The organism is Acidovorax sp. Leaf191, from assembly GCF_001424425.1.
Classification (GTDB): Bacteria; Pseudomonadota; Gammaproteobacteria; order Burkholderiales; family Burkholderiaceae_C; genus Acidovorax.
On sequence record NZ_LMPT01000018.1, the window covers coordinates 188,668 to 214,783 of the forward strand.

At 64.1% G+C, this 26,116-nt stretch carries 20 protein-coding genes and 1 pseudogene; 6 read left to right on the forward strand and 15 right to left on the reverse strand.

Going from position 1 to position 26,116, the window contains the following annotated elements:
• Nucleotides 1-6: 6 nt before the first annotated feature.
• Genes ASG27_RS12565 through ASG27_RS12575 form a run of 3 tightly spaced genes read right to left on the reverse strand, consistent with a single transcriptional unit; the run spans nt 7 to nt 2,942 of the window.
• The gene (locus ASG27_RS12565) at nt 7-1,515 is read right to left on the reverse strand and encodes a tripartite tricarboxylate transporter permease (protein WP_056417514.1); all 1,509 of its coding nucleotides are present in this window, start codon (nt 1,513-1,515) and stop codon (nt 7-9) included.
• Complete coding sequence (locus ASG27_RS12570) at nt 1,515-1,958, reverse strand: tripartite tricarboxylate transporter TctB family protein (RefSeq protein WP_056417517.1); 444 nt, start codon at nt 1,956-1,958, stop codon at nt 1,515-1,517. The genes ASG27_RS12565 and ASG27_RS12570 overlap by 1 nt, the downstream gene beginning before the upstream one ends.
• Before the next feature lie 3 nt (nt 1,959-1,961).
• Nucleotides 1,962-2,942, reverse strand: coding sequence for a Bug family tripartite tricarboxylate transporter substrate binding protein (locus ASG27_RS12575; RefSeq protein WP_056417520.1), 981 nt, complete (start codon nt 2,940-2,942; stop codon nt 1,962-1,964).
• Between the two features lie 436 nt (nt 2,943-3,378).
• On the opposite strand from ASG27_RS12575, the pseudogene ASG27_RS25975 reads away from it, so the two are divergent.
• Nucleotides 3,379-4,168 (forward strand): annotated as a pseudogene (locus ASG27_RS25975) (IS5 family transposase).
• A 15-nt stretch (nt 4,169-4,183) separates the two neighbouring features.
• Here ASG27_RS25975 and ASG27_RS12585 read toward each other — a convergent pair.
• The 5 genes from ASG27_RS12585 to ASG27_RS12605 form a co-directional block, all read right to left on the reverse strand.
• Nucleotides 4,184-4,573 (reverse strand): hypothetical protein, encoded by a 390-nt coding sequence (locus ASG27_RS12585; RefSeq protein WP_235504033.1) that lies wholly within the window; start codon nt 4,571-4,573, stop codon nt 4,184-4,186.
• Nucleotides 4,566-5,021 (reverse strand): hypothetical protein, encoded by a 456-nt coding sequence (locus ASG27_RS12590; protein ID WP_056417528.1) that lies wholly within the window; start codon nt 5,019-5,021, stop codon nt 4,566-4,568. Before ASG27_RS12590 ends, ASG27_RS12585 begins: the two co-directional genes overlap by 8 nt.
• A gap of 73 nt (nt 5,022-5,094) precedes the next feature.
• Nucleotides 5,095-7,401, reverse strand: coding sequence for a TonB-dependent siderophore receptor (locus ASG27_RS12595; protein ID WP_056417531.1), 2,307 nt, complete (start codon nt 7,399-7,401; stop codon nt 5,095-5,097).
• 222 nt (nt 7,402-7,623) lie between these two features.
• The gene (locus ASG27_RS12600; RefSeq protein ID WP_056417534.1) at nt 7,624-8,475 is read right to left on the reverse strand and encodes an AraC family transcriptional regulator; all 852 of its coding nucleotides are present in this window, start codon (nt 8,473-8,475) and stop codon (nt 7,624-7,626) included.
• A gap of 380 nt (nt 8,476-8,855) precedes the next feature.
• Nucleotides 8,856-9,446 carry a hypothetical protein gene (locus ASG27_RS12605; RefSeq protein ID WP_156371526.1) on the reverse strand — a complete coding sequence of 197 codons (591 nt, stop codon included), beginning with the start codon at nt 9,444-9,446 and terminating at the stop codon, nt 8,856-8,858.
• Nucleotides 9,447-10,037: 591 nt separating this feature from the next.
• Between ASG27_RS12605 and ASG27_RS12610 the strand changes: the two genes are divergently transcribed.
• The gene (locus tag ASG27_RS12610) at nt 10,038-10,694 is read left to right on the forward strand and encodes a DsbA family oxidoreductase (protein ID WP_056417539.1); all 657 of its coding nucleotides are present in this window, start codon (nt 10,038-10,040) and stop codon (nt 10,692-10,694) included.
• A gap of 384 nt (nt 10,695-11,078) precedes the next feature.
• Here the strand turns inward: ASG27_RS12610 and ASG27_RS12615 are convergent, their stop codons facing one another.
• The 3 genes from ASG27_RS12615 to ASG27_RS12625 form a co-directional block, all read right to left on the reverse strand.
• Entirely contained in the window at nt 11,079-11,606 is a 528-nt protein-coding gene (locus tag ASG27_RS12615; protein ID WP_369817146.1) for a CreA family protein, read from the reverse strand.
• Between the two features lie 44 nt (nt 11,607-11,650).
• Nucleotides 11,651-14,239 carry a cyanophycin synthetase gene (cphA, locus tag ASG27_RS12620; RefSeq protein WP_056417542.1) on the reverse strand — a complete coding sequence of 863 codons (2,589 nt, stop codon included), beginning with the start codon at nt 14,237-14,239 and terminating at the stop codon, nt 11,651-11,653.
• A 237-nt stretch (nt 14,240-14,476) separates the two neighbouring features.
• Nucleotides 14,477-16,681 carry a cyanophycin synthetase gene (locus tag ASG27_RS12625; protein WP_056417545.1) on the reverse strand — a complete coding sequence of 735 codons (2,205 nt, stop codon included), beginning with the start codon at nt 16,679-16,681 and terminating at the stop codon, nt 14,477-14,479.
• 241 nt (nt 16,682-16,922) lie between these two features.
• Between ASG27_RS12625 and ASG27_RS12630 the strand changes: the two genes are divergently transcribed.
• The 3 genes from ASG27_RS12630 (at nt 16,923) to ASG27_RS12640 (ending at nt 20,709) form a co-directional block, all read left to right on the forward strand.
• Nucleotides 16,923-19,232, forward strand: coding sequence for a cyanophycin metabolism-associated ABC transporter (locus ASG27_RS12630; RefSeq protein WP_056417549.1), 2,310 nt, complete (start codon nt 16,923-16,925; stop codon nt 19,230-19,232).
• A gap of 20 nt (nt 19,233-19,252) precedes the next feature.
• The gene (locus ASG27_RS12635) at nt 19,253-19,777 is read left to right on the forward strand and encodes a cyanophycin metabolism-associated DUF1854 family protein (RefSeq protein WP_056417552.1); all 525 of its coding nucleotides are present in this window, start codon (nt 19,253-19,255) and stop codon (nt 19,775-19,777) included.
• Between the two features lie 500 nt (nt 19,778-20,277).
• Nucleotides 20,278-20,709 (forward strand): hypothetical protein, encoded by a 432-nt coding sequence (locus ASG27_RS12640; RefSeq protein WP_056167321.1) that lies wholly within the window; start codon nt 20,278-20,280, stop codon nt 20,707-20,709.
• A gap of 378 nt (nt 20,710-21,087) precedes the next feature.
• Here ASG27_RS12640 and ASG27_RS12645 read toward each other — a convergent pair whose 3' ends face one another.
• From ASG27_RS12645 to ASG27_RS12665, 4 genes are all read right to left on the reverse strand, one after another.
• On the reverse strand, nt 21,088-21,477 hold the full coding sequence (locus ASG27_RS12645; RefSeq protein ID WP_082485996.1) for an EF-hand domain-containing protein: 390 nt from the start codon (nt 21,475-21,477) through the stop codon (nt 21,088-21,090).
• Nucleotides 21,478-21,728: 251 nt separating this feature from the next.
• Nucleotides 21,729-22,649 carry a 5'-nucleotidase gene (locus ASG27_RS12650; RefSeq protein ID WP_056417558.1) on the reverse strand — a complete coding sequence of 307 codons (921 nt, stop codon included), beginning with the start codon at nt 22,647-22,649 and terminating at the stop codon, nt 21,729-21,731.
• Between the two features lie 181 nt (nt 22,650-22,830).
• Nucleotides 22,831-24,063 (reverse strand): type II secretion system inner membrane protein GspF, encoded by a 1,233-nt coding sequence (gspF, locus tag ASG27_RS12660; RefSeq protein WP_056417563.1) that lies wholly within the window; start codon nt 24,061-24,063, stop codon nt 22,831-22,833.
• A 162-nt stretch (nt 24,064-24,225) separates the two neighbouring features.
• Nucleotides 24,226-25,266, reverse strand: coding sequence for an LLM class flavin-dependent oxidoreductase (locus ASG27_RS12665; RefSeq protein ID WP_056417566.1), 1,041 nt, complete (start codon nt 25,264-25,266; stop codon nt 24,226-24,228).
• A gap of 200 nt (nt 25,267-25,466) precedes the next feature.
• On the opposite strand from ASG27_RS12665, the gene ASG27_RS12670 reads away from it, so the two are divergent.
• Nucleotides 25,467-25,952, forward strand: coding sequence for a CZB domain-containing protein (locus tag ASG27_RS12670; protein WP_056417569.1), 486 nt, complete (start codon nt 25,467-25,469; stop codon nt 25,950-25,952).
• The last annotated feature ends 164 nt before the right edge of the window (nt 25,953-26,116 follow it).

A 26,116-nucleotide genomic window follows, 5' to 3' on the forward strand; every position in this document is an offset into this window, starting at 1 on the left:
CACGTTTCAGTTCGCCGCGGGTACTTCCTTGGAACGACTCATCATGCGGACCAATGGAGGAACGCAGAGCATTAACGCTGCACAAACCCATAGCACCACGGATATTGGGCTCTCGAACAGAATCGACGTGTCACCGTTCGTAATGGAGAGAGCCCGGCGAAGGTTCTGCTCCATCAACCCCCCCAGTACGAATCCGAGAATCAATGGCGCCATCGGCACACCTTGCTTGCGCAGCAGGTAGCTGCAAAACCCTAGTGCAGTCATGAGTGCCAGGTCGAACGTCGTGGCGTGGACGGAGTACACGCCGACAGCGCTCACGCAGAGGATGCTGGGTACCAGCAGCCAGTTCGGGACTGATAGCAGCTTGGAGAAGATGCCCACCATGGGGATGTTCATCACCAGCAAGATTACATTGGCCAGAAAAAGCGAAGCGATGAATCCCCAAACCAGATCTGCCTGCTGAGTGAACAGCGCAGGCCCCGGCGTGATGTTGTAGAGCGAGAGTGCACCCATCATCACAGCCGTCGTACCGGAACCAGGAACTCCGAGAGTGAGCATCGGGATGAAGGAGCCTGTAGCGGCGGAGTTGTTCGCCGCTTCCGGAGCAGCTACTCCCCGGATGTCACCCTTGCCAAATGTACCGTTCTTGTCAGTCAGCCTTTTCTCCATGGTGTATGTCATCGCGCTTGCGATAGTGGCTCCGGCACCAGGCAGGACACCCACGACGAAGCCGACCACGCTGGATCGCATCGTGCACCACCACGTTTCTTTGAACTCGGCTTTCGAGAACATCTTGCGCCCGGTGTCTTTGATCCGTTCGCCCTTGGCAACGTGGCTCTCAATCATGAGCAAAATCTCGCTGATCGAGAAAACACCGATGACCACCACGACGAATTCGATACCGTCGGACAGGTTAATGCTTCCCCCTGTCAATCGGTACACACCGGAATTCGAATCCAGACCTACGCACGAAAGGGATAGTCCAATGATGACTGCGATGCCCGCTTTCACTGGAGCATCCCCCATCAGACCGGCCACACAGGCGAATGCAAAGCACATCAGGGCGAAGTACTCGGCCGGGCCGAATGACAGCGCCCATCCCGCGAGAAGCGGCGCAAACAGGACTATGCCGACGGTTGCAACCATGGAGCCAACAAAAGAACTCCATGCCGATATGGATAGCGCAACACCGCCTCGGCCTTGCCGCGCCATTGGGTATCCATCAAGCGCGGTCATGATAGCCCCGGCGTCACCTGGTACGTTGAGCAAAATGGAAGAAATACGCCCTCCGTATTCGCATCCGATGTAGACAGCTGCCAGAAGAATCAAAGAGGTTTCTGGCGGCAGCTTCATGGCGAATGCCAATGGCATCAGGATGGCGACGCCGTTGATGGGGCCAAGCCCAGGAAGCAAGCCCACCACCGTCCCAATGAGGGAGCCGAGCGCGGCCACGAACAGATTGGTGGGAGATAGCGCTACACCGAAGCCGGATAGCAGATGACTGAGGACGTCCATTACGAACCTTGAAGCAGTGGGGCCAACCAGCCGGCGGGGAGCACGACGTCCAGCAGGCGGTCAAACATAAAGTACGAGCCAACGCCCAGGATCGCTCCTGCGACCAGGCAGTGAAGTGGCTTTCCTCCGAAGGCCATGCCCACGGGAACCGCCATGATCGTTGTGGCCAGCGGAAAACCAATCGCCTCGAATGCAAATGCGTAAAGCAAAATGGTGCCCGCACAAAAAAGCAGAGGCTTTAGAGGCAGCCCTGCGTATGGGTGCCCCGGCGCAGGCTTCAGCACCAGCCACAGCCCGCCAGCTGCCAAGAGTGCCGACAACAAGAGTGGAAACGCGCGTGGCCCGACAGACTCATACGAGAATGTCGCGGCATAGCCCTGCGCAGACCAGGCCATGCACGCCGCTATGGCGACGCACAGGCAGCCAAGGATTCGGTCCGACATGACTTACTTTGCGACGTTCAGGCCGAATTCTTCAACCAGCTTTCGGTAGTCCGCGACCTGCTTTTTCACATAGGCGTCCACGTCCTTTCCGACGAGTGCCAGGGGAAACAGACCTCGCTCCGTGCGCAGCTTGTCGTAGGCCGGAGTAGCCATCATCTTGCTGAAGGTGTCGCTCCAAACGCCGTAGTCTGCGTCGGATACCTTCGGGCCAAGATAGAAGCCGCGCACGATGGGCCATTCGATGTCAGCGCCTGCTTCCTTCGCCGTTGGAATGTTTGCCAGGTCGCCAGAGAGCCGCTTGTCCGACATCACTGCGAGCACACGCACCTTGGCCCCAGCTTTTTGCTGCTGGCTAGTCTCCGCAGCGTCGCCCGTGAACACATGAATATGACCGCCCTGCAGTGCCGTCATAGCTTCGCCGCCGCCTTCAAACGCCACGAAACGCATCATTTTTGGGTTGACGCCGGACGCTCGTGCCAGCAGCGCGGCCTTCATCCAGTCCTGGCTTCCAATCGTGCCCCCAGCGCCCAGCACGACCTTCGTTGCGTCGGCCTTCATGGCCTTCATGACATCGGCTAGTGTCTTGTATGGCGAGTTCTCTGCAACGACTACGGCGCCGTAATCCGTGCCAATGGCTGAGAGCCAACGCACGTCATTCTCGGTGTATCGACCGAACTTACCCTGCGCAAGGTTCAGCAGCGAGCCGCCTGAGAAGGCGACGATTGCGTTGCCGTGGTCAGGACGCTGCGCAATGACAGTGTTGTAGGCCACGGCACCGATACCACCGGGCATGTAGGTCACGCGCATGGGGTCCGCAATGTGCTTTCCGTCTAGCAGCCCGCTTTGGACCAGCTTGCAGGTAAGGTCAAAGCCGCCGCCGGGCTTGGCAGGGGCAATGCATTCAGTCTTGTCCAGTGGACCCGCCAGAGCGGCGGTCAAAAAAAGGGACGAGCCAAAAAATGTAAAAGCGGATGCGATTTTCATAGAGGTCTCCGGTGTAAAGGGCGTGTCGGAGTACCTTAAGAGACCGTTGCTTTCTAAGCGCTTTCAGTGGAGGACAGGGAAAACCCTTGGGTTGGATTCGTCGCCACTGCGCCAACCCGGATGCAATCTGAATATGTCTTTTGCTCAGCAGTTCAAGGTACACCGACTTCGTCTCGACGCGCTTGAACAGGCGCTGTACGCTCGTCAGCACGAAGCAGCTTGATTCACCACTCCGACCCTGCGCGGTGCGGTCCTCCTGCGCTCGCTCTCCAGTACTGGCTTGATGGTCTCGAATTATTCGCCACTGATGTCGCTCTGGTACCGTCGTGCAACGCTGCTTGGCTTATTCGGAGCGTCCATATAAGGTTCTAAGAACCTGTTCAAAATCTTTCCAAAATGATCGTTGGTAGCTGGCCGACGCTAAGCTGCGGGCTCCATGAGAGCCAAGTACCCCAGCGACATCAGCCCCGAGCAGTTTGAACCCATCCGCGCCTTGCTGGAGAGTGCCCGCTAGAGCACCCGCCCACGCAGTGTTGATCTGCATGAGGTGTTCTGCGCAGTGCTCTATTCGCTGCGCACCGGTTGCCAGTGGCGGGCGCTGCCCAGCGACTTCCCCAAGTGGCGCACGGTGCATGCGTACTTTGCCATCTGGAGTGAGCCGCGTGAGGGTGGCAGCCTGCTGGAGCAGGCTAAAAAATCAGGTAGGGGCGACCCGAGAGAGACTGGAGCGCAGCGCCTCAAGCGCGTTCTTGATCATGGACGCGCAGAGCGTGAAAAACACAGACACGGCGACCTTGAAGGGCTATGACGCGAGCAAGAAAGTCTCGGGCATCAAGCACCACATTGCGGTGGATACGCAGGGGCTACCGCACGCAGTTGCAGTGACCACGGCAGAAGTGACAGATCGCAAGGGGGCCTTGCAGGCATTGCAGCGCTGCAAATCTGCTTTGAGCCGGGTGCAAGCGCTGCTGTGTGACAGCGGCTACGTGGGCAAGCCGTTCGCACAGGGCGTCCAAGAGATTCTGGGCGGACACGTCAGCGCGCAAATTGCCAAGCGCAGTGAACTGCATACGTTCAAGGTGATACCCCAGCGCTGGGTGGTGGAGCGCAGCTTTGCGTGGTTGGAGAAGAACAGGCGGTTGTGGAAGAACTGCGAGAGGCTACTGAACACCAGCTTGCAGTTCATCCACTTGGCATTCTTGGCTCTGTTGCTCAAAAGATTTTGAGCAGGTTATGAGGCGTTACCTTACTTCTTGCGGAAGCAGTTCTCTGGCCATCTCCACGGCTTGCTCACGTGACTCAGCAAGAAGTAAAGGGTAGCCCCAGAACTTGGCGAAGACGGCCGCGAATGCCTTGTAGCCCAGACGTTTTGCAGAGTTGGACTCGACCATGATCATTGCCAGAACCAGTCTTCGCAATTCAACCTTGTGCTTTTTCATCCAAAGTGCGGTACGTTTCTTTTCTTGCGGCAAGTGTTCATGGGCTTCAACAGTTGGTACGGTATCGGTTAAGAGAACGAAGGGTTCTCCGCGCCGCAAATTGGCCTCGAACTCGTCGAAGTCCTTCTGATGATCATGTCCAGGTTCTTGCGTAAGATCCATCCAGACCAAAGGGAAGTCAGAACTATTCATAACCATGGCGGTTTCCTTTACTTTTGATGAAACGCCAGGTGGCCGCAATGGCGAACACACCAGGCAACGAGATGAAAAACACGGCTGAGAAGGCAACATGCCAGCCGTCGCGTAACCCGTCGGAGATCCCTCCTAGGGTATTCAGTACAACAAGCAGGGTGCCGAGGATCAGGGCAGCCCACTGAGTCGCGCGTGTTCCCATCAGTGCGAGCAGCACCGTGACGATCCAGGCACCATAGAACGCGGAAAACATCCACAGTACGCTTGGCTCAAACGTAATCGCCGACGTTGCTCCCTGCGCTCTCACGAAGTCGTTTACGTAGAAGAACAGCTGGAAAGTCACAAAAAGAACAGCACCCGCGGCTGTCGTCAACCAGCACAAGGCGACCTTGTTTGAGTTGTTCGTTGCCAGGTCTTGGGCGGGGCGTAGCGGGGGGCGAAGGGACATAGAAACTTTCTCGAGGTTCAATAGTTGTTTGTCTGGGGATTTCCAACGGGTGATTCGCGTGCCTACGGGCAAGTCAATACCTATAGTCCAGCGTCACCATCACACTGCGTGGTGCGCCATAACTTACGGTGTCGAAATTGCCTTTTTGTAGCGCGTACTTCTTATCGAACGCGTTGTTGACATTGACGGCCACGTTGGCCTTATTTGTGATGGCGTAACGTGCTACCAGTGACACGAGGGCATATGAACTCTGCTCTCCCCCCAACGAAGTGGTGCCAGTGTTAGGGGTCTGGTAAAAGCGGCTTTGCCATTTGACGCCTCCGCCAAGCGTCAACTTGCTCAACGCCCCGGGCAACTGGTAAGTGGTGAAAACCTGGGCCGTGCTGCGCGGTATTTGCGAATTCAAACGAGCGCCACCGCCATCTTGTGCCGTGAAGTTGGCGATACTTGCGTAGACGTTCCAGCCACGCGCCAGCTCGCCTTGCAAATCCAGCTCAACCCCGCGTGACTTCGTCCCATCCACACCTGCATAGACTTGGGCGCCGCTTGGCGTGTAGGTTCCTGCGACAAGTTGAGCCGCGTTGTCCAGCTCGGTCTGGAACAAGGTTAGCGCTCCATTCAGCCGCCCGTCCATGTAAGCGCCTTTGAGACCGATTTCCTTGGTTTTTCCTTTGGATGGCGTGAGCACATTGCCATTGCGGTCCCGATAGTCGGTTTGCGGATTGAATATCCTCGTATAGCTGACATAGGCCGAATAGGTCTTGTCAATGTTGTAGATCAAGCCCGCATAGGGAGTGAACTCACTGCTCTTTTTGTAGTGCAACGACATACCTCTGACGCTGTCGCCAATTTCGTAGCTGCTGAAGCGACCGCCAGCGATGAGGTTCAGAGGTTCAGACAGCGATATCCGGGTTGCGCTATAGACACCGCTTTGCTTGATTTGGGTGCGAGTCGGTATCGAAACCATCGCATCGAAGTTGGGGCGTGGAAAGGCCGGGCTCAGGTCGTAGACATTGACCGGCGCGAAGCCAGCGTAGAAAGGCGCTATATCTTCTTGACTGGCCGTACGGCGCGAACTCGTTGCCCCCACCACCAGGTCATGTTGGCGCCCCAACAGCTCGAAGGGGCCGCTCGCCATCACGTCGAAGGTGTTTTGACGGCTACGGCCTTCAGAGGCGAGCGCTACTGGATAGGCTCCGTTGGGATTGGAGCCGAGCCCCGTGGCACGATCGGGTCGGCCGACTAAACCAAGAAGTTCGGCATTGAAATCGGTACGGTACTTGTTAGCGACGGCCCGGAAGTTCCAGCCGTTGTCGAAGCGGTGCGCGATCTCGGCGAATGCCGTCTTGAGCCTATTGTCCCAATGGCTCCAATCCTGCGCGTAGTTCTTGGAGCGTGAATACACCGCCTGCATGCTGTCGCTGAACCATAGCGGCAAACCTCCCCAGGTCGAGCCCCGCGGCGTGATGTTCTGGTAGTCATAGCCCATGCTCACCGTCGTGTTTGATGTCAGGTCTGCCTGGACGATCCCGTACAACGCTTTCCTCTCGGGCTTATAGCCGTCGATGTAAGAGTGCCCGTCTTGGTACGTCCCTACCATGCGCGCGCGAATGCGGCCGTCCTGTGTCAATGGAGTCGATACGTCAGCCATTCCCCGGCGGGTATCCCAGCTCCCTGCACCGAGCGAGGCGGACGCCGAGAAGTCACGAGTCGGCCTTTTGCGCACGAGGTTGACTGCAGCCGAGGGATTGCCGGTGCCGGTCAGCAAACCGGAGCCGCCGCGCACTACCTCGACACGGTCATAGAACGCGGTGTCGATTGAACCGATGCCACTCCCATTGACAATGTTGCCAACGACGGTGGGTATGCCGTCATACTGAACGCTATTGATCAAAAAACCGCGTGAATAGAAGCTCGTCCGTTCGCTGTCGGACTGGTACGACGCGACACCGGTGGTGTTTTCCAGCACGCCCTGCGCCGTATTCAATTGCTGGTCATCCATGCGCTGGCGTGTCACCACTGTGACCGATTGCGGTGTTTCTTCAAGCGACAGTGGCAAATTCGTAGCAGTTGTCGTCTGGCCCGTGGTGTAGGAGCCAGTACCCTCGGTGGTCGCCGTAACCATGCGGCTCGTTACCGTGACGTCCGGCAACGGTATCTCTTCTTGAGACGACCCCGATGCGTTGGTTTGGATCTGCTCTGGCAGGGCGGCGAAGGCCCCCTGCGCGCTCATGAGAAAAGCCACCGCCGAGCCGAGCACGGCGCAGGATTTAATCCTGATGTTTCCCTTTAACGGCCCGTCCTGACGAAGGTAGTCGTAGGGCTTGGCGCGTATATCCAGTGTCTGAAGAGAGTCGCCTGTAGTTGAGATGGCGGGCATAAACAATACTCATTTGTATTTAGATGCCTTATTTGACCGTGGCGCGCAGAGAATTGATTGCGAAACTAAGCCAGATTGTTTTTCGATTAGGCCAATCGCTACGCTTCCAGCGAACTGACTGTCATGAGCGCGTCCTGGCGCGCGTGTGACAGCGAACATGCCGCAACCGATGGGAGCCGCGCCGACCCAGCCGGCAATCCGGGTCAATACAGTCGGATGGAATCAGCGGAGTGTTTCTCCGCGGAGAATGATTGCGTGCACGGGAGGAGGCTGCGCGCCGCTCGCGCGATCAGAGAGGTATCGCGCTGGAGGTTTGCCTACTGCCTTGCGGAACATGGTGACGAACCCACTAGCGTTTTCATAACCCAAATCCAACGCCACCGCTTGTACGCTCTGGCCCTTGGTCAAAAGTTGAAGCGCAAGGATCACATGCAACTGGCGACGCCAGTGCCCGAAGCTCATCCCAAGTTCTTGTAGCAGAAGACGGCTCATGCTTCGCTCGCTCATGCCAACACGAGTTGCCCAATCGGCCTTCGAGGTTTTGTCCGTTGGGTCATCCAGCATCATTTGCGCGAGGCGGCGCAATCGGAGATCGCGCGGCATGGGTAGATGCAAGTGCTCTACTGGCGCCGCCACCAACTCGTCGAGCAACGCGGCAATCAGCCGGTCTTCTCGGCCTCCCCAAGCGTATAACTCAGGAACACCGGCCACCTTCAGTAGCAACTCGCGGAGCAATGGAGTTACCGAAATGGTGCAGCACGTTTTCGGCAGACCGGGTGCGGCTTCGGGCTCGACGAACAAACAATAGCATTCGGTTTCACCAGCCCCCCGCGCCGAGTGGGGCAAGTCGCCAGGAATCCATATGGCGCACTGAGGCGGCACAATCCAGACACCATCGTCAATTTCACAGTTGAGGATGCCGCGCGCGGAGTAAATTAGCTGTGCCTTGCGGTGCTGATGCTTGGCATTTTCCCAGTCCTTTGTTACCGACGTGGCACTCATTGCCACAACTGGGCGCGGGACGCTGTCCATGTCCCTAGACACGGTGAACCCAGCTATTGCAATCTTTGGCATGACGTATACAGCTATGGTGAAAACTACGGGGTTGGCCTAATTGGAAAATATTAGTCCAAAATTACCCAATACTGCACATCAAACCCGTAGTTGTATTGCGACCAAGAGCCGGCCGTTCTTGTCGCTTGGTGAAGGGCCTCTGGCGTGTTTTGGCACCGATGCAGAAGTAAGCCACTTTTGACTCATATGCCGACGACCCCGTGAGCCACGCGAGTGGCTCTTTACCCACACGCCTGTTGGGTGCGGGTGTGGAAGAAGTGACGCAGTCGAAGGTCGGCGCGGTGGCTCACTCCGGTTTCGGCGGCAGCAAGCCTGGCCGTTGGCATCAGTCTGGTCCAGCCCAAGGCGCGACCAATCAGCCTTCGCGGAAGGCGGTTGCCTCAACCCGGTGTCTGCCCCGACTTGGTAGACGCCGCTGGCTTCACCAGCCGCGCAATCTCACCACCGCACGCGCTGAAGTTGCTGGCGTATTCCTCGGGGTTGTCGAACATCACCTGGGCTTGCATCAGGCGGTCGAGTTCCTGTTTCGCGTAGACCAGGATGCCCGCGCTGTTGCCGGCTGAGGCCCAGGGATAGTCCAGCGCGCGGAACTGGCGCGCGATGTCGCGGTGAATGCGCACATGCGTCTGCTCGTGTCTCATCACGTGCGCATAGGCACAGCTGCCCGGCGGGATCTCGCTGGCCACGCGCAGCACCGGTTTGATGTAATCCAGCCGCACGACGACGCCCTGGCAACTGGTCTGCGGCATCACCGCCAGCTTGGTCTCGACAACGACGTGGCCGAGTTGCGTACCGCTGCGGCCGGCGCCCGCGCCGATCTTCGTCAGTTCGGCGGCCGGTTTGGCGTTGTCCACTTCCGGGTCGGCGAACAAAGCCGCACTGAAACGCACCGCCTTGCCGCAGGGAGGCAGGTTGGCGGACTGCGCCTGGAAGCAGGCGCTGACTAGCAGCAGAGCGAGGAGACTTTTCATCATAGCCTTCTGGTTATCGGCAAGGCGCGCTTGTCCTGAAGCGGTGGCCGCAAGGCGGCTAGCCTGACCGGGGCGGACGAGCATGCCCGGCGCCGGCTGGTCGCCAGTTGGCGTTTTTTCAGCCTCCGATCGCATTGCCTGAAATCGTATTCGACCTGATTTGGCATCGACGCAATGACTCGCATCCCGCCCAGCTTTGGATCAGAGGACTAATCGCAGAGTGCTCGGCATCGTTGTGACCAGATACCCTGAAGCTCGCGGATAGAGGAGCCGCGCTGTCGCCCAAACGCGATACCGACGCTGTAAACCGGATGTCAAATGGAGCGAAGCCTAAGGCGCTTGAATCATCATGCGAACTCAGGGCCTGCTGCCAGTGAATGCAAACATTCAGCGAGTGCTTTATCAAACCGCCAACGGCAGCTCTTGCCCGATAGTGCGCCTTAGATGGCACGGTTTGGATGACAGCAATCGCTGCAAAGCAGTCAACCGCCTCACCGCCAGCCACACGAACCCACCCAGTAAACCCCCACCCACCACGGTTATCCCACCCCGCCTAACATCCCGTCCTTCTTCCCTTCCCAAGGCCCTCCCATGCCCAACCCCACCACCCTCAAAATCGATTTCGTCTCCGATGTCTCCTGCCCCTGGTGCATCATCGGCCTGCAGTCGCTGGAGCAGGCGGCGGACCGCCTCAAGGATGAGGTGGCGCTGGACCTGCACTTTCAGCCGTTCGAGCTGAACCCGCAGATGGGCCCGGAGGGGCAGGACATTGGCGAGCACCTGCAAGAAAAGTACGGCGCCACGCCCGCGCAGAGCCAGAAGAACCGCGAGGCGATTGCGGCGCGTGGGGCGGAGCTGGGCTTTACCTTCAGCATGGACAAGCGCAGCCGCATCTACAACACCTTCGATGCGCACCGGTTGCTGCACTGGGCCGAAGAAAAGGGCGTGCAGCCCGCGCTGAAGAAGGCGCTGTTCAAGGCCTATTTCACCGACGGGCAGGACCCGAGCAACCATGACGTGCTGGCGCGGGTGGCGGGCGAGGTGGGGCTGGATGTGGCCGAGGCGCGTGCGCTGCTGGCGTCGGACCGCTTCACGGACGAGGTGCGCGAGCGCGAGCAGTTGTATCTGCAAAGCGGCATTAATTCCGTGCCGGCGATCATCATCAACGAGCGGCACCTGATCCAGGGTGGGCAGCCGGTGGAGGTGTTCGAGCAGGCGCTGCGGCAGATTGCGGCGCAGCAGGGGTGAGGCTGTGATTTGCTATTGAATGTATAGCTGCTGGCGCTTGCTGGATAAGCGGTAGGGGCTGAAAATACATAAAACAAAGGGGCCCTGGGGCCCCTTTGTCGTTGTGGTGTGGTGGTGTGGTGGTGTGCTTGTCTTGCTGTGCGTTGGGTGCTTTGCGTGCTGTGCGCTCTCGGGCTGGGTCCGTTCACATGGCGTGAACGGGGTTGGGCGGCGTGCTGTATGGCGCTTCGACAGGCTCAGCGTGAACGGATTGGGGCGGGGTGGGGTGCCAGGGGCGGGGCGGGATGCTTACCCTGGCTGACAGTGACGCGGCTGCAGCCGCAGCCGCAGCCGCAGCCGCAGTCGCAGTCGCAGTTGCAACCGCAGTTGCAGCAACGGGGGGCATCACTTGCGCAGCGGGATGGCCGTGGCGCGGTCCACGGGCACGGCGGTCACGCTGTTCTGGGGGGAGCCGTCCACCAGTTTTTCTGAGTACGTCAGGTACACCAGCGTGTTGCGTGTGGCGTCCACCATGCGCACGATGCGCAGGCGCTTGAACAGGATGGACATGCGTTCGCTGAAGACTTCTTCCTGCTTTTTCAACGGCTCCGGAAAGCTGATGGGCCCGACCTGGCGGCAGGCGATGGAGGCCTCGGCTCGGTCTTCGGCCAGGCCCAGCGTGCCCTTGATGCCGCCGGTGCGGGCGCGCGAGACGTAGCAGGTCACGCCCTGCACGGCGGGGTCGTCGTACGCTTCCACGATGATGTCGTGGTCGCGGCCCACCCACTGGAAGGCGGTGTCCACGGTGCCGATCTTTTCGCCGGACGCGGCGTGCGCCGGTGCGGCCATGCCCATGCACAGGGCCGACGCTGCGAGCGCAGCGAAGGCGGCAGCGGCCCGGGTCTTGGTCGTCTGCATGGTCGTGATCTTCATGGTCATTGTGGGCCGCGCCTTCTTCGTCATCATCACAATCATCGTCACGCGGCCGTTCCGGGCGCGGGGGCGTCGGTGCAGCGCTGGGCCAGGTGGGCCAGGGCTTCTTCGACCTGGTCGACCAGCACCAGGCACAGGTCGCCGGGCTGCAGGCGTTCCAGGGCGGCGTCGATGGCGATGAATTCGCCGCGGATCTCTTCGACGTGCTTCGTGCGCGGCGCGCCGGCCAGGCCTTCGCGCAGCAGGTTCATCACCTCGCCGTCGGCACGGCCGCGCTGGGCCGCGTCCTGGTACAGGATGACGTCGTCGAACGCGGCGCCCAGGATGACGGTCTGCTCGCGGATGTCTTCGTCGCGGCGGTCACCGGCGCCGCTGATGACCACGCTGCGGCGCTTGGCGGGCAGGGCGTCCACGGCCTGCACCAGGGCGCGCATGGCGTCGGGGTTGTGGCCGTAGTCGGCGATCACGGTGGCGCCGCGGTAGTCCATGATGTTGAAGCGGCCCGGTGCGTTGTCGCTGTCGTTCACAAAGCCCGACAGGCCGCGGCGTATGGTCTGCCAGGGCATGCCCACGCCCCACGCGGCGGCGACGGACGCCATGACGTTCTCGACCTGGAAGCCGATCTTGCCGTTGCGGGTGATGGGCACGTCGCGCAGGTGGATGGTCTCGCGCCACGAGCCTTCGGATGCGACGATGGAGTCGCCGTCCACGTACACGGTGCGGTGGCCCTGCGCGCGGTGCGTGGCCATCACGGGGTGGTGGCGGTCGGCCGCAAAGAAGATGATCTTGCCGGGGCACGACGGAGCCATGGCGGCCACGATGGGGTCGGCGGCGTTCAGCACGCCGTAGCCGGTGGTGGCCACGTTCTGCACGATCACGCGCTTCAAGACCGCCAGGTCTTCCACCGTGGTGATGTAGTTCAGCCCCAGGTGGTCGCCCGCGCCGATGTTGGTGACCACGGCCACCTGGCAGCGGTCAAAGCCCAGGCCTTCGCGCAGGATGCCGCCGCGGGCGGTCTCGAACACGGCGGCGTCCACCTCGGGGTGCAGCAGCACGTTGCGGGCGCTCTTGGGGCCGCTGCAGTCGCCGCTGTCGATCTGGCGGCCGTTCACGTACACGCCGTCGGTGTTGGTCATGCCCACGCGCAGGCCTTGCGCGGTGAACAGGTGGGCGATGAGGCGCGCGGTGGTGGTCTTGCCGTTGGTGCCGGTGACCGCCACGGTGGGGATGCGGCCGTCGTCGCCATGCGCATACAGCTTGTCAACCATGGCTTGGCCCACGTTGCGGGGCTTGCCGTAGCTGGGCGCCAGGTGCATGCGCAGGCCGGGGGCGGCGTTCACTTCGACAAAGCCGCCGCCTTGCTCTTCCAGCGGGCGCAGCACGGTCTCGGCGACCATGTCCACGCCGCAGATGTGCAGGCCGACCATTTGGGCGGCGGCGATGGCGCGCGCGGCGACTTCAGGGTGCACGTCGTCGGTCACGTCGGTGGCGGTGCCGCCGGTGGACAGGTTGGCGTTGTTGCGCAGGATGACGCGCTGGCCCTTGTCGGGCACGGAGTCGGGCGTCAGGCCCTGCAGCGTGAGGCGTGCGACGGCGATGTCATCCAGGCGGATCTTGGTGAGCGAGGTGGCGTGCCCTTCGCCACGGCGCGGGTCCTGGTTGACGATGTCCACCAGCTCGCGCACGGTGCGCTGGCCGTCGCCCAGCACCTGGGGCGGCTCGCGGCGCGCGGCGGCCACGAGCTGGTCGCCCACCACCAGCAGGCGGAAGTCGTGGCCGGGCAGAAAGCGCTCGACCATCACGGTGCCGTATTCGGCCGCGGTGCGGAAGGCTTCGTCGAGCTGCGCGCGGTCGGTGATGTTGACGGTGACGCCCTTGCCCTGGTTGCCGTCCTGCGGCTTGACCACCACGGGCAGGCCGACCTTGAGGGCGACTTCCCAGGCCTCGTCCAGCGTGTCGACGGGCTTGCCCAGCGGCACGGGCACGCCGGCGGCGTGCAGCAGGCGCTTGGTCAGGTCTTTGTCCTGGCCGATGGATTCGGCCACGGCGCTGGTGGAGTCGACCTCGGCGGCCTGGATGCGGCGCTGCTTGGAGCCCCAGCCAAACTGCACCAGGCTGCCGCGCGTGAGGCGCCGGTACGGAATGTTGCGCGCCACGGCGGCGGCCACGATGGAGCCGGTGCTGGGGCCCAGGCGCTCGTCTTCGTCCAGCTCGCGCAGCTCGGCGATGACGGCATCGGCGTCGAAGCTGCCGGTGCCTTGCGCGGCGTGGATGAGGTGCTCGGCGTATTCAAACGCCTTGCGGCCCACGGCTTCTTCGCTGTATTCCACCACCACCTGGTACACGCCCGCGTCGGTGGTGGCGGTGGTGCGCGCAAAGGTGACGGGGCAGCCGGCCTGGGCCTGCAGCGCCAGGGCCGCAGTCTGCAGCACGTGGGCCAGCGAGATGTCGGGGCCGCCGCTTTCCGGGTGCAGTGCGCCGATGCCCGGGAACAGCGCCCGCAGGCGGGCTTCGAACCCGGCCATCTGGCTGACGGCACGCTCGGCTTCAGGGCAGGTCACGATGGCCTCGATGGCCATGTGGCGGCTCCAGAGATTGGGGCCGCGCAGGGCCCGTGTGCGGGATACATCCATGGGGAGTCTCTTTCTCAATATCCGTCGGGACCACAGTCCGACTTCACTACATCTGTCAGGTTGCTCAGCGTCAATTTCACACAGTACGTGGTGACGCCAGCGGCACATGAAACTGGCGCGACCAAGGCGAGTGCCCCCGCGCAAGGGCCGCCCCGCCGCGCTGGGGGCGTCCCCCTCCCGTATTGCGCAGCAATACGAGAGAGGGGGAAGGCGCGAAGCGACTCAGGGGGTGCCATTTCAGGTGGGCAGGCCAAGGGGTGCGGGCAGGTCGGGCTCGAAGGTCTTGATGCCCGCGCCGATCAGGTCGGGCGCGATGTCCAGCGCCCAGGCTGCGCCCACGGCGGCCAGCAGGGCGTCGGTGTCGGGGACCACGGCGTTGCGGCCGAAGGTCAGGTCGGCCAGCGAGCCCAGCACGTGCTCGGCACTGCCGGTGGCCAGCACCACGCGGCCGTTCTTGACGATGACGGCGCGGCCGTTGTCGGTGGCGCGGTGTTCGACGATCACGGGCAGGGTCGGGTCCTGCGCGTACAGCACGACCGAGCCGTCCGACAGGGGCGCCAGGTCGGCCACCTGCTCGATGGCGGCGTTCAGCACCGCGGCGCCTTCGGACAGCACCACGTCGACCTGGGTGCGCATCACCTTGGTCATCTGGTCTTGTTCATGCACGTCGAACTCGGCCAGCGTTTCCACGCCGTCCATGTCGGTCACCACGCCCACCTGGCAGCGGTCGTACGCCAGGCCGTCGCGCAGGATGGTGCGGGCGTCGCTTTCGATCACGGCGGCCTGCACGGTCTGGTTCATCAGCAGGCGGTGGGCGGCTTCCCAGTGCGCGCAGTCGGTGGTCTCGACACAGCGGCGGTCCAGGAACAGGCCTTCGCGGCAGGCCAGGCCGGTGTGGTGGCCGCCCAGGTGCAGCAGCCAGGCCACCAGCCGCGCAATGGTCGATGTGCTGCGCGTGCCGGCCACGCCCACCACCGGAATGCGGCCCACGGGGCCGGAGTCGTCTTCGGACGGGAACAGGTGCTCGGCGATGGCTTGGCCCACGGGGCGGGGCGCGCCCACGGCGGGCTTCAGGTGCATCAGCAGGCCGGGGCCGGCGTTCACTTCGACGATGGCGCCGCCCTGCGTGTGCAGGGGCTTGGAGATGTCGAGCGCCACCATGTCGATGCCGGCGATGTCGAGGCCCACCACCTTGGCGGCGAGCTGGGCGATGTACGCGACCTCGGGGTGCACGTCGTCCGTGCAGTCCACGGCCACGTTGCCGTTGCGCTGCACCACGATCACGCGGCCCGCGGCGGGCACGGAGTCGGCGCCGAGGTCCTGGCGCTTGAGTTCGAGCTGCACCTTGGTGTCGGTGGCCAGGTCGATGATCTCGAGCGGGTACTCTTCTTCGTAGCCGCGGCGCGGGTCGGAGTTGAGCTGGGTGTCGACCAGCTCGCGCACGGTGGAGCGTCCGTTGCCGGTGATGCTGACCACCTCGCCACGGGCTGCGGCCACCACCTTGCCGCCTACCACCAGCAGGCGGTGTTCGTCGCCGGGGATGAAGCTCTCGACCATGACGTCGCTGCCTTCGGGGTAGGCCACGTGGTAGGCGGCCTCGATGTCTTCCTTCTTGCGCAAATCGAGCGTGACGCCGCGGCCGTGGTTGCCGTCGGAGGGTTTGACCACCACGGGCAGGCCGATGTCCTGCGCGGCTTCCCAGGCTTCTTCGGGGCTGTTGACGACCTGGCCTTCAGGGATGGGCACGCCGCAGGACTTGAGCAGGGTCTTGGTCAGGTCCTTGTCGCTGGCGATGCCTTCGGCGATGGCGCTGGTGAATTCGGTCTCGGCCGTCCAGATGCGGCGCTGGCTGGCGCCGTAGCCCAGCTGCACCAGGTTGCCGTCGTTCAGGCGGATGTGCGGGATGCCGCGGTCGGTGGCGGCGGTGACGATGCAGGCGGTGCTGGGGCCGAGGTACTGGTCGTCGACCTCGGTGCGCACGCGGGCCACCGCGGCCTTCACGTCGAACGGTTCGTCGTTGATGGCCGCCATGATGAGTGCATGGCCCTGGGCCAGCGCCACGCGCGCCACGCTTTCGTCGCGGGCGCGGAACACCATGCGGTACACGCCGCGCTGGCTGGTCGAGCGCGTCTGGCCGAAGCCGGTGGGCATGCCCGCCAGGTTCAAGAGCTCGATCACGATGTGCTCGAGCACGTGGCCGCACCAAGTGCCTTCTTCCAAGCGCTGCAGAAAGCCGCCGCGCTCGCCCACGCCGCAGTGGTGTTCGATGAGTGCGGGCAGCCAGGCGGTCAGGCGGGGGGTGAAGCCGGGGATGGTGTGGGAGGGGTAGTCCTCCAGTTCGCCCAGGTCCAGCCAGACTTCCAGGACCGGCCGGTAGGTCCAGATATTGGGTCCGCGCAGGTAGTTGATGCGCAGCAGTTGGATGTCGTTGAGTTTCGCCATGGATTGCAGCGGGTGTGTTTGCGGCCTTGGAAGGGCGTCGAAGGACAAAGAAGACGTGATGGACGGGGATTGTGCGTCAGCCGCGCACTGGCTGGCAGTGTCAGCCAAATGATCGCTGCAGACGTTACATGAGGATGCCGCCACGCCTCGAAAGAGGTGCTGAGGCGCAGTATCGGCGAGAATTCGCGCTTTCGCGAGACCGGTTGCGGCAGGCTGCCGGGAGCGGGGATACCAACCAAAAATGCAACATCACCATTCTGTGGACGCCTCGGGTGTCTTTTCCAGCCCCGTGGGGGCTGATCTGCGGGCCATGCTCGCACCCAGAGAGAACGTACTGGCGGCGTTACAGGTTGACCTGAGCGCGGACCTGCGGTTCGCCGCGGGCTGGGTGGTGGTGACGTCGCAGCGCCTCATCGCCTGCGAGCCGGGCGCGACCACCTGGCGCGCCTGGCCCCTGGGCGACGGCCTGTCCCTGCGGCTGCAGGACCATGGCGGCGTGGGCTCGCTGGAGCTGCACGGCCCCGCCGAGCGCCTGGCGCTGTGGCGCTTCACCCTGGCGCACCACGCCCAGGTGCTGCGCGTGGTGCAGCGGTTCGAGCAGCAGGTGGCCCGCGGCGACCTGGATGCCGAGGGCGACGTGGACGAGCCCGTGTGCCCCACCTGCCACACGCCCCTGCCGCCCGACACCGAGGAATGCCCCGCCTGCGCGCGCGCACAGCCGCCGCAGACGTCCACCTGGGTGCTGCTGCGCCTGTGGCGCTTTGCACGGCCCTACCGCAAGCACCTGTCTGCCGGTTTCGGGCTGACGCTGGCGTCCACCGCGGCCACGCTGGTGCCGCCGTACCTGACCATCCCGCTGATGGACGACATCCTGATCCCGTTCCAGAACGGCAAGCAGATCGACCCGGGCCTGGTGCTGCTGTACCTGAGCGGCCTGCTGGCATCGGCCCTGGCGGCCTGGGGCCTCTCCTGGGCGCGCACCTACATCCTGGCGCTGGTGTCCGAGCGCATCGGCGCCGACCTGCGCACCACCACGTACGAGCATTTGCTGCGCCTGTCGCTCGACTACTTCGGCGGCAAGCGCACCGGCGACCTGATGGCGCGCATCGGCTCGGAGACGGACCGCATCAACGTCTTCCTGTCGCTGCACGCGCTCGACTTCGTGACCGACGTGCTCATGATCATGATGACGGCGGCCATCCTGTTCTCCATCAACCCGTGGCTGGCCCTGGTCACGCTGGTGCCGCTGCCCTTCATCGCCTGGATGATCCACACCGTGCGCGACCGGCTGCGCACCGGCTTCGAGAAGATCGACCGCGTGTGGTCCGAGGTGACCAACGTGCTGGCCGACACCATCCCCGGCATCCGCGTGGTCAAGGCGTTTGCTCAGGAAAAGCGCGAGGCCGAGCGCTTTCGTGCGGCCAACCAGCACAACCTGGAGGTCAACGACAAGCTCAACAAGACGTGGAGCCTGTTCACCCCCACGGTGTCGCTGCTGACCGAAATCGGCCTGCTGGTGGTGTGGGGCTTCGGCATCTGGCTGGTGTCGCGCAACCAGATCACGGTGGGTGTGCTGACCGCCTTCATCGCCTACATCGGGCGCTTCTACAGCCGGCTTGATTCGATGAGCCGCATCGTGTCGGTCACGCAGAAGGCCGCTGCGGGCGCCAAGCGCATCTTCGACATCCTGGACCACGTGAGCAACGTGCCCGACCCCGCCCAGCCGGTGAAGGTGGACCGGGTCGAAGGTGCCATCGCCATGCGCAACGTCGGCTTCAGGTACGGCAGCCGCTCGGTGATCAAGGGGCTGGACCTGGACATCCGCCCCGGCGAGATGATCGGCCTGGTGGGCCACAGCGGCTCGGGCAAGAGCACGCTGGTCAACCTGATCAGCCGCTTCTATGACGTGAGCGAAGGCTCCATCCAGGTCGATGGCGTGGACGTGCGCCGCTTCGCCGTGGCCGACTACCGCCGCCACATCGGCCTGGTGCTGCAGGAGCCCTTCTTGTTCTTCGGCACCATTGCCGAGAACATTGCCTACGGCAAGCCCGAGGCCACGCGCCAGGAGATCATTGCCGCCGCCCGCGCCGCGCACGCGCACGAGTTCATCCTGCGCCTGCCGCACGGCTACGACTCGCTGGTGGGCGAGCGCGGCCAGGGCCTGTCGGGTGGCGAGCGCCAGCGCATCTCCATTGCCCGTGCGTTGCTGATCGACCCGCGCATCCTGATCCTGGACGAGGCCACCTCGGCCGTCGATACCGAGACGGAAAAGGAGATCCAGAAGGCGCTCGACAACCTGGTGCAGGGCCGCACCACCATCGCCATCGCCCACCGCCTGTCCACGCTGCGCAAGGCCGACCGCCTGGTGGTGATGGACCGCGGCGAGGTGGTCGAGGTAGGGCCGCACGACGAGCTGATGGAAAAGCAGGGCGCCTACTGGCGCCTGTACGAAGCGCAAGCCCGCCGCGCCGAAGAAGACGCCCAAGCCGCTGGCGTCGTCATTGTCGACAGCAGCCTGCTGCACCCGGCGCACCCTGCCGGCAACGCCTGAACGAACCGCTGGAGCCTGCGATGAACGACGACGCCCACACTGCCAACGCCCGCCCTGCACCCCGCGCCGCGCTGCCGCTGGCCGCTTTCACGCTCAGCCGCAACGCGCATGGCCGGCTGGTGCTGACCTTTGCCGATGGGACGGTGCACGAGAGCATCACGCCCGTGCGGGCGTTCCCGATCGCCGCGCCGGACGAGGGGCTGTCTATCGTCGGCACCGACGGCCATGAACTGGTCTGGGTGGACCGCATGACCCAGCTGGACGCGGCCGCGCTGCGCCTGATCGAAGAGGAACTCGAAGCCCGGGAGTTTGTGCCCACTATCGAGAAAATTGTCGCCGTGTCGAGCTTCTCGACCCCCAGCACCTGGGATGTGGTGACCGACCGCGGTACGGCCAAGCTGGTGCTCAAGGCCGAGGAAGACATCCGCCGCCTGGGCGGGCGCACCCGGCTGTTGATCGCGGCCAACGACGGCCTGCAGTTCCGCGTGCCCGACACCACCGCGCTGGACAAGCACTCGCGCAAACTGCTCGAACGGTTCCTCTGACGTCGGGCCGCGCCTGCGGCCTCTCCAGACGAGCACCCCAATGGCGGCGCTGCGCACGCCCGCGCACATCTGCGCATTAGGGTCTTTGCATCTCCGGCTTGACGAGGGCGCTGTACGACGCTGCCCAGAGCGCCAATGGCCTTCATGGGGCCCTTGGATCGCATGGCGCCGGGGCATTGCCGCGCTGCTTGCCCCCCGTTGACAGCCGCCTTGTCCGAAAGCGGCTTCGATTTCGTCTTTTTCTGCCAAAAGGCGCGCCCACAACGGTGCGCCGGCTTCTGCATCTTCCGATCCAATCATCCTGAGAACCGCACCTATGGCGGCTCAAGGCCGTCTTAAGGCCTGCGGGCGGTTGCAAACGCCATCAAACACCTAGGGAAAACCCTATTTTTTGTTTGATCGGTGAAAAAGACCTAAATTTCCCTTTCTTTTTGCCGTAATGAAGTACGAAGAAGGTGAAAGACCCTCTGCACGTTTTTACCAACTACCGGGCCCTCGTCATGCAAATGCCACCTGTCGACCGATCGCCGAGTTGGCGTCCTCAGGGCGCTGATTTGTATTCCACCGGGGCCTCGGGCGCGCCACCCGTGCGTCCTGTCAACGCTCCCAACCCCGTCGAGTCCATGGACCGGCTGGGCGAGGGCGCCATCGTGCGAGAGCCGGACAAGCCGTCCAACCCTGACACCGCCAACCGCGACTGGACCGAGGTCAAGAAAAAAGACACCGTCGAGGAGCCGCCGGAGCCCCCCAAGGAGCCCATCTACAAGCAGCTGCTCGAACTGATCCAGTCCATGTGGCGCGCCAGCGGCAGCGCGGTGGAAGTGGCCCAGGACATCAACAAGATGACCCTGCAGGAGCGCCTGGCCCAGCAGGCCAAGAACGAGCCGCTGATCTACTCGGACCCGAAGGTCAAGCGCACGGGTGGGCTGTAGGCGGGCAGCGTCCGGTCGGTGCGGTCCAACAAAAAGCGCAGTGCGGTATCGCACTGCGCATTTTGTTGGGGCGGTTGCGGGGCTCTGCGCTGGGCCGCCAGTGGGGGGCCGGCAGAGGGTTGGTTGTCAGCAGGTGAATGCTATAAAAAAATATAGCTATTGGCGCTTGATGGATGGGCGGTAGCGGCCTTTTTGTGCTGTGAATCGATAGAAGTCGATGGGAATCGATAGCAATCGATAGAAATCGCGGGAGTCGATGGGATCGTCGCAAGCTGCCAGGCAGTGGCCCGTCCCGACCGGTGGGTATCTGTGGGTATCTGGATCTCCCCAAGAGCTTTGTTCCCCCGCGCGGCCTTCACCAGAACCGCGTGCCTCCCATCAAGGCTTCTGGTCCGATGCCGATGCCGCTGGGGCAGGGGCCGATGCCGCCGTCCCCGCAGCCTGGGCAGCCTGCGCGGCCTTGTTCCGCTCCCGCTCCGCGCGGTACTTGGCGGCGAACGCGCGCACTTCTTCGTACGACACGAAGCCGTCTCCATCGGTGTCCGCTTCGTCGAAGGCGGCGGCCAGGCGGGGGAACAGCTTGACCTCGCTGCGGCTGAGCTTGCCGTCTCCGTTGAAGTCCAGCATCTTGAACTCGCGCTGGGCCTTGATCTCGCCCTTGCTCAGCCCCGCCTGGGGTGCATCGGCGGGGGCGGTGGCCGCTGGGGGCTGCGCGGGCGCGGCGGTCTGGGGGGCCTGGGCCAGGGCGGCGGTGCCGGCTGTGGCCATCAGGGCGCCCCAGGAGCAGCCCACCACCCAGGTCCGCAGGGAAATTCTCTTGCGCAAATCATGCTCCTTCAAAGCTCGGCCACGATGGTTGCACAGTTGGGCGCCGCAAGGTCGATTGCAACCGGGGCTTTGCAGGGATTCACCCGGCGTTGCACAAGCTTTGCAGAACTTTTCTGCAGGCCCTGGTGGCATTCCGTCGCGGACCGCAACGATGGCGGTATGGGCTTGACCCTCGCCGCCCGGTGGCCCGCTCACCCGGCGGCTGGCGTGGGCGGGTTGGAGATGCCGCTGTTCACATGCCCTGCCGGCACATGGCGCGCTGCGGACGCCACGTGGCTGCGCTGGTCGTCGAAGAAGAAGTCGGGTTCGAACTCGCGCAGGAACGGGCCTTTTTCGAGGCCACCGAGAAACATCGCTTCGTCCACGGTGATGCCCCAGTCCATCAGGGTGCGCACGGCGCGTTCGTGCGCCGGGGCGCTGCGGGCGGTGACCAAGGCGGTGCGGATGCGCATGGTCTTGGAGGCGTCGGCCTGCTGCTGCAGCCGGTGCAGCGCCGCCAGCAGGGGCTTGAAGGGGCCGCCGGCCAGTGGCAGGGCGGCCTTGGTCACCTCGTTGGCCTGAAAGGCGGGCAGGCCGCCCTCCTGGTAGATGCGCTCGGCCTCGTCGGAGAACAGCACGGCATCGCCGTCGAAAGCGATGCGCACCTCGTCGGGGTACCTGTCGCCCGCGGGCGTCGAATCGGTCATCACCCGCGCAGCCGGAAAGCCGATGCTCAGCGCCTGCTGCACGTCCTTTTCATTGGCCGACAGGAACAGGTGGGAGCCCAGCGGCCGCAGGTAGGCGAACGGGTTGCGCCCGCGGGTGAACACGCCGCGTTCGATGTGCATGCCGGCTGCCTGGGCCGACGCGAACACCCGCATGCCGCTGGCCGGGTCGTTGCGCGAGAGCATGACCACCTCCACACGCTGAACATCCGCCGTGTTGAAGGCCAGCAGCTTGCGCACCAGCGGAAGCGCAATGCCCGGGCGCGCCGGCTGGTGCACCAGCTCCAGCTGGCGGCGCATATAGCCGGCCTCGTCGCCGGACTCGAAAATGCGGTTTTCTTCCTCCAGGTCGAAGAGGGCGCGCGACGAGATCGCGACCACCAGCTTGTCGTCCAGCGTCACGGCCATGTGGGGAACTCCATCGCAGGGCGCAGCAGCGCGCCGATGTTGCGGGATGCAGCCGCTGCCCGTGCCGGCGCCGCGCGTGTGGGCAGGGCTTTGCCGGCCCGTCGGGTGCGTCCTGCTTGCGACTGCGGCGCAGACTGTGGCAGCGCCAAGCGGCTCAAGGGGTGCTTCATGAACCCGTGCTTCATTTCACGAACTGGTTGAGCTGGATGATGGGCAGCAGCACGGCCAGCACGATCATCATGACGATGAGGCCCATGCCCACGATGAGCAGCGGCTCCAGGATGGTGGCCAGTGCCATGGCGCGGCGCTGCACCTCGGTGGACAGCTGGCGTGCTGCGCGCTGCAGCATCACCGGCAACTGGCCGGTCTGCTCGCCCAGCCGCGCGAACATCGACAGCAGGCCCGGAAAGCGCTTTTTCTGCGCCAGGGCCGAGGCCAGCGGCGCGCCTTCGCGCACCAGCACCAGCGCATCGAGTGCGTCGGCGCGCAGCGCCTGGTTGCTCAGCGTCTCGGCAGCCGCCTGCAGCGCCTTGAGGATGGGCACCCCGGCCCCCGACAGCATGGCCAGCGTGCCGGCAAACCGCGCCGCGTTGTAGCCGCGGGCCAGCTTGCCGACCAGCGGCAGGTTGAGCCACGCGGCGTCGAACCTTTCGCGCACCGAGCCGATGGTCAGCGCCCAGCGCCCGCCAAGGGCCAGCAACACCACGGCCAGCAGCAGGGCCCAGCCGTAGTTGCGCACGAAGGCGCTGATGCCCAGCATGGCGACCGTGAGGAAGGGCAGCGCGCGCTTGGTGCCTGCAAACACGCTGGCCACCTGCGGCACCACGTAGCCCACGAGGAACAGCACGATCACGATGGCCACGATGGTCACGATGGCGGGGTAGAGCGCCGCGCCCATCAACTTGGCCTTGAGCGCTTGGCGCTCTTCGAGGTCGTCGGCCAGCCGCTCCAGCACCATGCCCAGGTTGCCGCTGTGCTCGCCCGCGCCGATGACGGCGCAGTAGATGTCCGAGAACTCGCGCCGGTGCTGCGACAGCGCGCGCGCAAAACTGGAGCCGGCATTGACCTCGGCCCGCAGCGCCGCCACCAGATGGCGCTGGCGCTCGTCCTCGGCCTCTTCGGACAGGGCCGTGAGCGCACGCTCCAGCGGCAGGCCCGAGGACACCAGCCCCGCGAGCTGCCGCGTCCAGATCGACAGCGCCGTGGCGCCGAACACCGGCCGCGTGAACAGGCGCTGGCCCAGACCGGGCGCGCCGCCATGGGTGGACTGGCCGGTCTGCACCATCTCCACCACCAGCGGCACCAGCGCCTGGGCCCGCAGCAGGCCGCGCGCGGCCTTGGCGGTGTCGGCCTCCATGAGGCCCTTGCGGGTCTGGCCCTGGGCGTCCAGGGCTTCAAAGGAAAAAGCGGGCATGCGGCGTGGGCTTGGGGCGTGTGGAAGCAGTCGGTGCGCCGGCAGCCCATGTCAGGGCGTGTTCACCGGCGCATCAGTCGGTAGCCCGAGATGGTAGCCGCTACCTGCGGCCCCTGGCGTGACCCCTGGCGCTGATGCCGGTGCATCGCCGGGCGCACGGCCTCATGCCGTGACGGCCGGGCCGCCGGCCGGCAGTGCCAGGGCCGCATGCGCCTGCGCCGCAATCTCCAGCGAGCGCAGCCGCAGGGCCGGGTCGTACAGGTCGCTCACCAGCATGAACTCGTCGGCCTGCGTGGATTCGGCCAGTTGCGCCAGGCCCGCGCGCACGGTCTCGGGCCCGCCGATGACGGCTGCCGCCAGGAAGTCGCCAATCGCCGCGCGCTCCTGCGGCTGCAGGCGGGCGGCGAAGTTCTCGACGGGCGGCAGCAGGCGGCGGCGGTCGCCCGTCAGGATGCCCAGTACGCGCTGGTAGGTGCTGCTGGCCAGGTACTCGGCCTCGTCGTCGGTGGGCGCGGCGATCAGCGGCACGCCGATGGCCAGGTACGGCTTGGGCCAGGCGGCAGACGGGCGGTACAGGTTGCGGTACAGGTCGATGGCCTGGTGCAACAGCCGCGGCGCAAAGTGCGATGCGAAGGCATAGGGCAGGCCGCGCTCGGCCGCCAGCTGCGCCGAGAACAGGCTCGAGCCCAGCAGCCAGATGGGCACATTGGTGCCCGCACCCGGCATGGCGATCAGCCGCTGGCCTGGCACCTCGGGCGCCAGCAGGCGCTGCAGCTCGGCCACGTCCTGCGGAAAGTCGTCGGCCGTCTCCACCCGGCTGCGGCGCAGCGCGCGCATGGTGGCGGGGTCGGTGCCCGGCGCGCGGCCCAGGCCCAGGTCGATGCGGCCCGGGTACAGCTCGGCCAGCGTGCCGAAGGCCTCGGCCACCACCAGCGGCGCGTGGTTGGGCAGCATCACCCCGCCCGAGCCCACGCGAATGCGCGACGTGCCGCCCGCGATGTGGCCCACCAGCACCGCTGTGGCCGAGCTGGCGATGCCCGACATGTTGTGGTGCTCCGCCAGCCAGTAGCGGGCAAAGCCCAGCTTTTCAGCATGTTGTGCGGTGCGCAGGGCGATCTGCAGCGCCTCGGCCACCGTGCCGCCTTCGCGGACGGCAACCAGGTCGAGCATGGACAGGGCGGAACGGGGTGCAGTGGAAGTCATGCACCTATTGTCTTGCGCGCAAGGTATTTGTGCCGGCAGGGTCACCAGAGCCGGCTGCGCCAGAAGGGTTGCCTTCGGGCCGAACAGGCACGGCGCAATTTTTTGATAGCCAAAAATGCGCAAGCGACACAAAATGTTTCAAGGCATTTCTGGCGGGACGATTTTCGGCCCCGTGCACGAGGCTTTTACCGGTAATTAGCATGGGTTTTTTCAGCCGCCTGTTCAAGATCAAGGAACAAGATCCCACCAGCCCCGACACCACCTGGGCCCTGGAGGAAAACGGCAGCGAACTGGTGCTGGATGCCGAGTACGCATCGATGCTGATGACCGAGATCGACATCGACGCCGCCATCGCCAGCCACGAGCGGTGGCGCCTGCAACTGCAGGACATGGTCAACGGCCGCTCGCAAGAGGTCATGCGCCCCGAGCGCATCTGCCAGGACGACCGCTGCGACCTGGGCCGCTGGCTCTACGGCACCGGCAAGGTACGCCTGGGGCATTTTCCGGCGTTCGCGATGCTGGTCGCGCGGCACAAGTACTTTCACCAGCAGGCGGCCGATGTCGTGACGCTGTTCCAGGCGGGGGAGCGGCAAAAAGCGGTGCAGTTGCTCAACAGCAGCTGCCGGCATGCGTCGAACCAGGTGTTGTTGTTGCTCAAGGAGCTCAAGCGGGGTTTGGGGCGGTGAACGCCTTGCCCCATATCCGGTTGCCCATACAAAGAGCTTGAGCGTCAATTCGGCTGCGTATTAAAAAATTGCACTCTGGCAGATGGCTCCCCGCGCAGTTTTTTAATGCGCATCTTTGGATGGCTGTCCGCTATCGCGCGTCAAGCGCCGCTGCGGATTTCAGT